The following is a 7528-nucleotide window of genomic DNA, read 5'->3' as shown; positions in this document are numbered from 1 at the left end:
ATCGCCTCAATGAACTTGGCGTGGCCGATCCCGCGGTCCAGTTGACGGATGGCGGCATACTGGTTCAGGCGCCAGCCGTCGCGGATTTGCACAGCCTGGACGCCTTGAACAAGAAACTCGACCGCCTGATCGAGGCGGTTTCCCGCCTCGCCCCACCGCCGGTGCCGCAAACCGACCTGTCGGTAGCCGACTGCTTCGTCTGGCAGGCGGAGCCCGGCTATCTGGAACCGGTTCGCAAGGTCAACCGCGTCGACATCGGCCTGATCCGCGGCGTCGACCGCGTGCGCGACATCCTGCTCGACAACACCGAGCGCTTCGCGTCCGGCTATGCGGCCAACAACGTGCTTTTGTGGGGCGCGCGCGGCATGGGCAAGTCCTCCCTGGTCAAGGCCGTGCATGCCACCGTCAACGCCTCCGACAGGCTCGACCAGCCGCTGAAGCTGATCGAGATCCACCGCGAGGACATCGACACGCTGCCCAAGCTGATGGGTCTCCTGAAGGCCGCGCCTTATAGGTTCATCCTGTTTTGCGACGACCTCTCCTTCGACCATGACGACACCTCCTACAAGTCGTTGAAGGCGGCGCTGGAAGGCGGCGTCGAGGGTCGGCCCATCAATGTCATCTTCTACGCCACGTCCAACCGGCGGCATCTCTTGCCGCGCGACATGATCGACAATGAGCGCTCGACCGCGATCAACCCTTCGGAAGCGGTCGAGGAAAAAGTCTCGCTATCCGACCGTTTCGGCCTGTGGCTCGGCTTCCACAAATGCTCGCAGGACGAATATCTCGATATGATCGACGGCTATGTCCGCTACCACGGCCTGACGATCGATCCCGAGCAGTTGCGCGCCGAGGCGCTGGAATGGGCAACGACGCGCGGCAGCCGTTCCGGACGCGTCGCCTGGCAGTTCACGCAGGACCTCGCCGGCCGGCTCGGTAAGCCGTTGAAGGACTGAGCGGCTCCCCTCGCCCGCAACTGAAAAAGCCCGCTCCTTGCGGAGCGGGCTGAAGACGGCGGGCCGGACTGGAGGTCAGGCGGCCCGCAATTGTTTTTGTTCTATTCGAGATAGCCCGACGGATCCACCGGGGCCGAGTTCTTGCGCACTTCGAAGTGCAGCTTGGGCGAGTCGGTGGTGCCGCTCATGCCGGAAAGCGCGATCTCCTGGCCGCGCTTGACCTTCTGGCCGCGCTGCACCTCGATCGAGCTTGCATGGCCGTAGACCGTGACCAGGCCGTTTTCGTGCCGCACCAGCACGGTGTTGCCGAACTCCTTGAGGCCGTCGCCGGCATAGATGACGACGCCGTTCTCGGCCGCCTTGATCGGCGTTCCTTCCGGCACCGCGATGTCGACGCCGTCCTTGCCGGAGCCGAAGCCGGAGATCACGCGGCCGCGCACCGGCCAGCGCATCTTGCCGATGCCGGTCGCGTCGGGGGCCACCGCATCGTCGTCCTCGGCTTGCTGGATGACCTTGGCGTCCTTCTTCGGCGGCGTGTAGGAGGCGAGCGTCTGCGACGGCGTGGTCTTCGCCGGCGGCTGCGTCGTCGCGGTCGTCACAGGATCGACGGCAGGCTTGGCTGCGGCTGGCTTGGCGGCCGCCACGACGGTACCGCCGGCCGGGACCTTGAGCGTCTGGCCGATCTTGAGCAAGCCGTCCTGCATGCCGTTGGCCTGCTTCAGCGCCACCACGCTGACGCCGGTCTTCCTGGCGATCGAGGACAGCGAGTCGCCTGACTGCACCGTGTAGGAGCCGCCGGCGCCGGCCGGCTTGGCCTCGGCCATCTGCGGCGCGGGCTTCGGGTTCTTGGAACCTGCGGCCGCGGCCGACGTATCGACCTGAGCGGCGGATTTGCCGTCCTTGACCTTGGGCTGCTGCGGCAGCACGGCGACCTTCTCCGGAGCGGGCTGCTTCGGCGTGTTCGTCGGCTTGCCTTCGGCGACCTTCGGCTCCGCCTTGCTCGAATAGGCATAGGCGGGGATGACGATCTTCTGGCCGCTACGGATGCCCTTCTTCGGGTCGATCCCGTTGACCTTGGCGATGGCGTCGGCCGGCACATGGTAGTGCGCCGCCAAGCCCGAAAGCGTCTCACCGTCCCGCACCACGATTTCGGTCGCGTGCGGCGCGGCGCTCGCATTGCGAACCGCATCGGGCTCGGCGGTCTTGAACGGCTTGGCCTGGGCGACCGTGCCGGTGGCCGTCCTGTCGAGATGCGGCGCGGGAGCAAGCGCCGGAGCCGGCGCGAGGGCAGGAGCGGAAGCCGTACGCATCGGCTTTGCGGGTGCCGGCGCCGACGGAGGCGGCAGCTGCTGCGCCGTGACCGGCTCGAGGCTCGATCGGCTCACCGACTGGGTGTGCGTGCCGTCGACCGGAGCAGGCGCGACCGTGTCGCCCGGATAGGGCTGGTCGACATTCTGCTTGTTGATGATGGCGCGCTGATTGTTGGTGGATGATGTGAAGACATCATCGACACCGTTGAAGCGCATCGACTGGGAACTGCACCCGGCCGCCGCGCCGGCAATCATCAGGACAGCGCAACCGCGCGCCAGATTGCGTCTGTTTGCCTTCAAGTGATTGAATTGCATCGCACTAACCCGCACAGACCCGGTACAAACTGGCCATGATTAAAGCGCGTTAATGTTACTGGGGGGTTAACCCATTAGAATCCGACGAAAATTTTCTTAAAACATTGGCGGAAATTTTGGCGGCGCCAAAATCCGGACGACGGCGACGCGGACATGCCGGTTTTCCGGCGGGTCTGAAGCTGGTTTTCGGGATCGCCGACTTGGTGTCATTGCCGGGTCGAGAACAACTTCAATCCCCGAGCATCGAAGCGGTCGTCCCAGGCAACGCAATCTTCTGTCCAAGTATAGCTTGGATTCAAATATTCCGGACTGTTGCCGCAAGGTCACGGGATTTCCGGATCGAGTTCCGGTAGCGTCGGGGCACCTTGGGAGGGTCCTTCAATGAAACGTTTTCTCGTCGCCGCGGCGTTTGCCGCTGCCTTGGGCGCCGTCGCGCCTGCGTCCGCCGCCGATCTCATCGAAACGCCCGTCGCCGCGAGCTACGACTGGAGCGGTTTCTACATCGGCGCCAATGGCGGCTGGGGCTCGAGCCGCTCCTGCTGGGACGCCCGGTTCGCCGGCCTGTCTTTCAGCCAAGGCTGTCACAACGCCACCGGCGGGACAGTCGGCGCACAGCTCGGCTATCGCTGGCAGCGCAACGACTGGGCGTTCGGGCTGGAAGCGCAAGGCAACTGGGCCGATCTCAAGGGCTCCAATGTCAGCGAATTCATTCCGCCTTTTATAGATCGTTCCCGTGTCGACTGGTTTGGATTGCTGACGGCCCAGCTCGGATACAGCGTCGATAACGCACTCTTTTACGTCAAGGGCGGCGCGGCCGTGACGCACGACCGTTTTGAGGTCCTCTTTCCTCCGGATATCCCTGCTGGCAAGACCGGCGATCAGACCCGGTGGGGCGGCGCGCTGGGCGCGGGCCTTGAATACGGCTTTGCGCCGAATTGGTCACTCGCGATCGAATACGATCACCTGTTCATGCCCGACAAGACCACTGCTTTCGCGACCGTCGGGCTGCCCTTCCCGTTCGGCACGGATCGCATCAGCCAGGACGTCGACCTGGTCGGCCTGCGGCTGAACTTCCACTGGAATGGCTGACAGCGGCTAGATCACCGTCGCGACGCTGCGCAGGATCGGCTGCAGCCTGACCATGCCGATGTCCTCGCGCTCGAAGCGGCTGCCGACCTTGGTGAGCTTGGCCAGCACCTGCTCGCCCTCCTCCGGGCCGATCGGCGCGATGACGACGCCGCCGCTCGACAGTTGGTCGAGCAGGAAGCGCGGCAGGCTGTCGAAGGCCGCCCAGGCGACGATGCGGTCGAACGGCCCTTCATTGGGCAGGCCATTCGAGCCGTCGGCCTGGCGGACGATGACGTTGCTGATGGCCAGCGCCTCGAAGCGCTGCTTTGCCTGCTCGGTCAGGGTCTTGTATCGGTCGATAGTGATGACGCGCGCGGCAAGCCTCGACATGACCGCTGCCGTGTAGCCCGAGCCGGTGCCGATCTCGAGCACGCGGTTGCCCGGCTCGATATGAAGGGCCGCGATCACGGCGGCCTGCAGATCGGCGCCCTCGATCGCCTCGCCGCATTCGATCGGCAGCATGCCATCCGACCAGGCGAGCGCATGGAACTGGGCCGACAGGAAACCGCGCCGCGGCGTCGCCTCGAAAGCGGCGACCAGCGGCTTCGGCGCCGTGCCCCTGCCCCGCAGCCTGAGCAGGAAAGCGGCGAAACCTTCGCGGTCGTCGATGCCCGTGTTCATGCCAAAACCTTATCTATGACAGCGCCTTGGTCAGTTGGTCGCGGAGTTCATGGGCGGTGAGGTCGAGCTGCAGCGGCGTCACCGACACCAGCCGGTTGCGCATCGCGTAAAGGTCCGTGCCCTTCTTGCCCTCGACCGGCTCGCGGCCGAAGCGCAGCCAGTAATAGGGCAGGCCGCGCCCGTCGCGTCGCTCGTCGACCCAGAGGCTATGCACCAGCTTGCCTTGCGAGGTGACGACGGTGCCCTCGACCTCGTCGGGCGCGCAGTTCGGAAAATTGACGTTGAGCAGCACCCCGTCCGGCAGCGGCGTTTCCACAAGTCTCTTGAGCAGCGCCGGCGCCAGCGCCTCGGTCGTCTCGTAAGGAACCACGCGGTCCTCGCCGATATAGGAATAGGCCTGGCTGACCGCGATCGAGCGCACGCCGAGCAACGCGCCTTCCATGGCGCCCGCGACGGTGCCGGAATAGGTGACGTCGTCGGCGATGTTGGCGCCGGAATTGACGCCGGACAGGATCAGGTCCGGCGGTCCGGGCAGGATCTTCTTCGTGCCCATGATGACGCAGTCGGTCGGCGTGCCGCGCACGGCATAATGCTTCTCGCCGATCTTGCGCAGCCTGAGCGGCTCCGAGATCGACAGCGAATGCGCATAGCCGGACTGGTCCTGCTCCGGCGCCACCACCCAGACATCGTCCGACAGCGTGCGGGCGATGCGTTCGAGCGACGCCAGCCCTTCGGCATGGATGCCGTCGTCATTGGTCAGGAGAATGCGCATCAAGTCACTTCGCTTCGATCTTGGCGAGACCACCCATGTAAGGCCGCAGCACTTCAGGAATGGTTACGCTGCCGTCCTCATTCTGGAAGTTTTCGATGACGGCAATAAGAGCGCGGCCGACCGCGGTGCCCGAGCCGTTCAACGTATGAACGAAACGGTTGCCCTTGCCGTCCTTGTCCTTGTAGCGGGCATCCATGCGCCTGGCCTGGAAATCGCCGCAGACCGAGCAGGACGAGATTTCGCGATAGGCGTTCTGTCCCGGCAGCCAGACTTCGATGTCGTAGGTCTTGCGCGCGCCGAACCCCATGTCGCCGGTGCAGAGCGTAACCGTGCGGAACGGCAGGCCGAGCCGCTTCAGCACCTCCTCGGCGCATTGCGTCATGCGCTCATGCTCGGCGACCGAGCTTTCCTGGTCGGTGATCGAGACCAGCTCGACCTTATAGAACTGGTGCTGGCGCAGCATGCCGCGCGTGTCGCGGCCGGCCGAGCCCGCTTCCGAGCGGAAGCATGGCGTCAACGCCGTGTAGCGCAGCGGCAGCTTTTCGTGCGCGGTGATCTCCTCGCGCACGAGGTTGGTGAGCGGCACTTCGGCGGTCGGGATTAACCACTTCTGAGGTGCACCCTTGCCTCGCAGAAGATCAAGTTGACCTTCCAGTTCCTCTACTCGCGTTCGCTTGGCCACGACTAAATCCAAGAGGCCTTTGCCAAGCTCGGTTTCTATCTTTTCTTTGATTGATAGCCCAGTCTCCGACGTCAACCCTGGTGTTTGAAAGAGTGACTCTGAAAATTTGGAAAGCCGGTCGGTCATATCCATGTAGGCGCCAAGTGCACTCGCCTCGCTTAGAGCTTCAAATCGAAATTCGTGCCACTCGGAATGGATTGAAAACAGATCCTCTTCAAACTTTGGCAACTGGCCAGTTCCGTACATCGTCGCAGAGTTCACCAACAGCGGCGGCTGGACTTCCTCATAACCGTGCTCGGTCGTGTGCAGGTCGAGCATGAACTGGCCGAGCGCGCGCTCCATGCGCGCCAGCTGGCTCTTCAGCACGGTGAAGCGCGCGCCGGACAGTTTGGCCGCGCGCTCGAAATCCATCATGCCGAGCGCTTCGCCGATCTCGAAATGCTCCTTCACCCAGTTCGGCCGCGTCGGCACGTCGCCGACGATGCGCTTGACGACATTGTCGTGCTCGTCCTTGCCGACAGGCACGTCCTCCAGCGGCACATTAGGCAGCACCGCGAGCGCGTCGTTCAGCGCCTTGTCGAGCTCACGCTCCCGCGCCTCGCCGTTCTGGATGAACGCCTTGATGTCGCTGACTTCGCCCTTGAGCTTTTCGGCAAGTGCCGAATCGCCTGAACGCATGGCGTTGCCGATCTCCTTCGAGGCGGCATTGCGGCGCTCCTGCTTGACCTGCAATTCGCTCAGATGCGAACGCCGCGCCTCGTCTTTCGCGATCAGATCGTCGACCGTGGACTGCGCCTCGCCCGCCGACCACGAGCGCTTCACCAGCGCCTCGACAAGGGCCTTCGGGTTGTCGCGAATCCATTTGATGTCAAGCATGGTCGATCCTCAAAAGTCATGCATGTCGCCCAGAAGTGTGCCGCGGTTCTGGGACAACGACATGCATCAAAGCTAAGACTTGAAGCGCGCCGCTTGAATCCGTTTCAGCGCGACGCGCTTCAAGGACCGAGGGGGTAAACCGCATCCGCCATCGATGCAAGACGGCGGCTAAGCCGAGCGCCTCGATTTTCCCGACTTGGGCGATCCTGCCTAGGTGGACGAGGCGTCCGGCGTGTTGCTCGAAACCGAACTGCCCGCTTCCGCCTGCTCGCGCGCCAGGCGGTCGCGTGCCTGGCTGCGCTCGATCATGCGCGAGGACCAGATGGCGACTTCGTAGAGGATGATGGTCGGGATGGCGAGACCGCACTGGCTCATCGGATCCGGCGGCGTCAGCACCGCGGCGACGACGAAGGAAAGCACGATCGCCCATTTGCGCTTCTCGGCCAGCGCCTGCGACGACAACAGGCCGACGCGCGTCAAAAGACTGGTCACCACCGGCAGTTGGAACACCAGGCCGAAGGAGAAGATCAGCGTCATGATCAGGCTGAGATACTCCGACACCTTCGGCAGCAGCGAAATCTGCACCTGGTCGTTGGTGCCGACCTGCTGCATGGCCAGGAAGAACCACATCACCATCGGGGTGAAGAAGAAATAGACCAGCGAGGCGCCCAACAGGAACAGGATGGGCGAAGCGATCAGGAACGGCAGGAAGGCGCTGCGTTCGTTCTTGTAGAGGCCGGGCGCGATGAACTTGTAGATCTGCGTGGCGATCAGCGGGAAGGCGATCACCATGCCGCCGAACATGGCAAGCTTCACTTGGGTGAAGAAGAACTCCTGCGGCGCCGTGTAGATCAGCTCGACCTTGTGC

General features: G+C 63.8%; 7 protein-coding genes. 2 read left to right on the top strand and 5 right to left on the bottom strand.

Annotated features, from left to right (window positions below; all coding sequences use genetic code 11):
* Positions 1 to 59 precede the first annotated feature (59 nt).
* The gene (locus EOD07_RS15365; RefSeq protein ID WP_164772267.1) at positions 60 to 956 is read left to right on the top strand and encodes an ATP-binding protein; all 897 of its coding nucleotides are present in this window, start codon (positions 60 to 62) and stop codon (positions 954 to 956) included.
* Positions 957 to 1057: 101 nt separating this feature from the next.
* On the opposite strand, the gene EOD07_RS15360 is transcribed toward EOD07_RS15365, so the two are convergent.
* Positions 1058 to 2581 carry a peptidoglycan DD-metalloendopeptidase family protein gene (locus tag EOD07_RS15360; RefSeq protein WP_127236078.1) on the bottom strand — a complete coding sequence of 508 codons (1524 nt, stop codon included), beginning with the start codon at positions 2579 to 2581 and terminating at the stop codon, positions 1058 to 1060.
* A 381-nt stretch (positions 2582 to 2962) separates the two neighbouring features.
* Here EOD07_RS15360 and EOD07_RS15355 point away from each other — a divergent pair, with 381 nt between their 5' ends.
* On the top strand, positions 2963 to 3670 hold the full coding sequence (locus tag EOD07_RS15355; RefSeq protein ID WP_127236077.1) for an outer membrane beta-barrel protein: 708 nt from the start codon (positions 2963 to 2965) through the stop codon (positions 3668 to 3670).
* A 6-nt stretch (positions 3671 to 3676) separates the two neighbouring features.
* Here EOD07_RS15355 and EOD07_RS15350 read toward each other — a convergent pair whose 3' ends face one another.
* The 4 genes from EOD07_RS15350 to tatC form a co-directional block, all read right to left on the bottom strand.
* Positions 3677 to 4330: a protein-L-isoaspartate(D-aspartate) O-methyltransferase gene (locus EOD07_RS15350; protein WP_073986102.1), complete on the bottom strand. Its 654-nt coding sequence runs from the start codon at positions 4328 to 4330 to the stop codon at positions 3677 to 3679.
* 13 nt (positions 4331 to 4343) lie between these two features.
* Positions 4344 to 5102 carry a 5'/3'-nucleotidase SurE gene (surE, locus tag EOD07_RS15345; RefSeq protein WP_127236076.1) on the bottom strand — a complete coding sequence of 253 codons (759 nt, stop codon included), beginning with the start codon at positions 5100 to 5102 and terminating at the stop codon, positions 4344 to 4346.
* 4 nt (positions 5103 to 5106) lie between these two features.
* The gene (gene serS / locus EOD07_RS15340) at positions 5107 to 6660 is read right to left on the bottom strand and encodes a serine--tRNA ligase (protein WP_127236075.1); all 1554 of its coding nucleotides are present in this window, start codon (positions 6658 to 6660) and stop codon (positions 5107 to 5109) included.
* Between the two features lie 210 nt (positions 6661 to 6870).
* Positions 6871 to 7528, bottom strand: a 658-nt coding sequence (gene tatC, locus EOD07_RS15335; RefSeq protein WP_127236074.1) for a twin-arginine translocase subunit TatC, incomplete at its 5' end; no start/stop codon positions are given.

The organism is Mesorhizobium sp. M2C.T.Ca.TU.002.02.1.1 (assembly GCF_003997225.1).
This window is presented reverse-complemented; position numbering and strand designations above follow the sequence as displayed.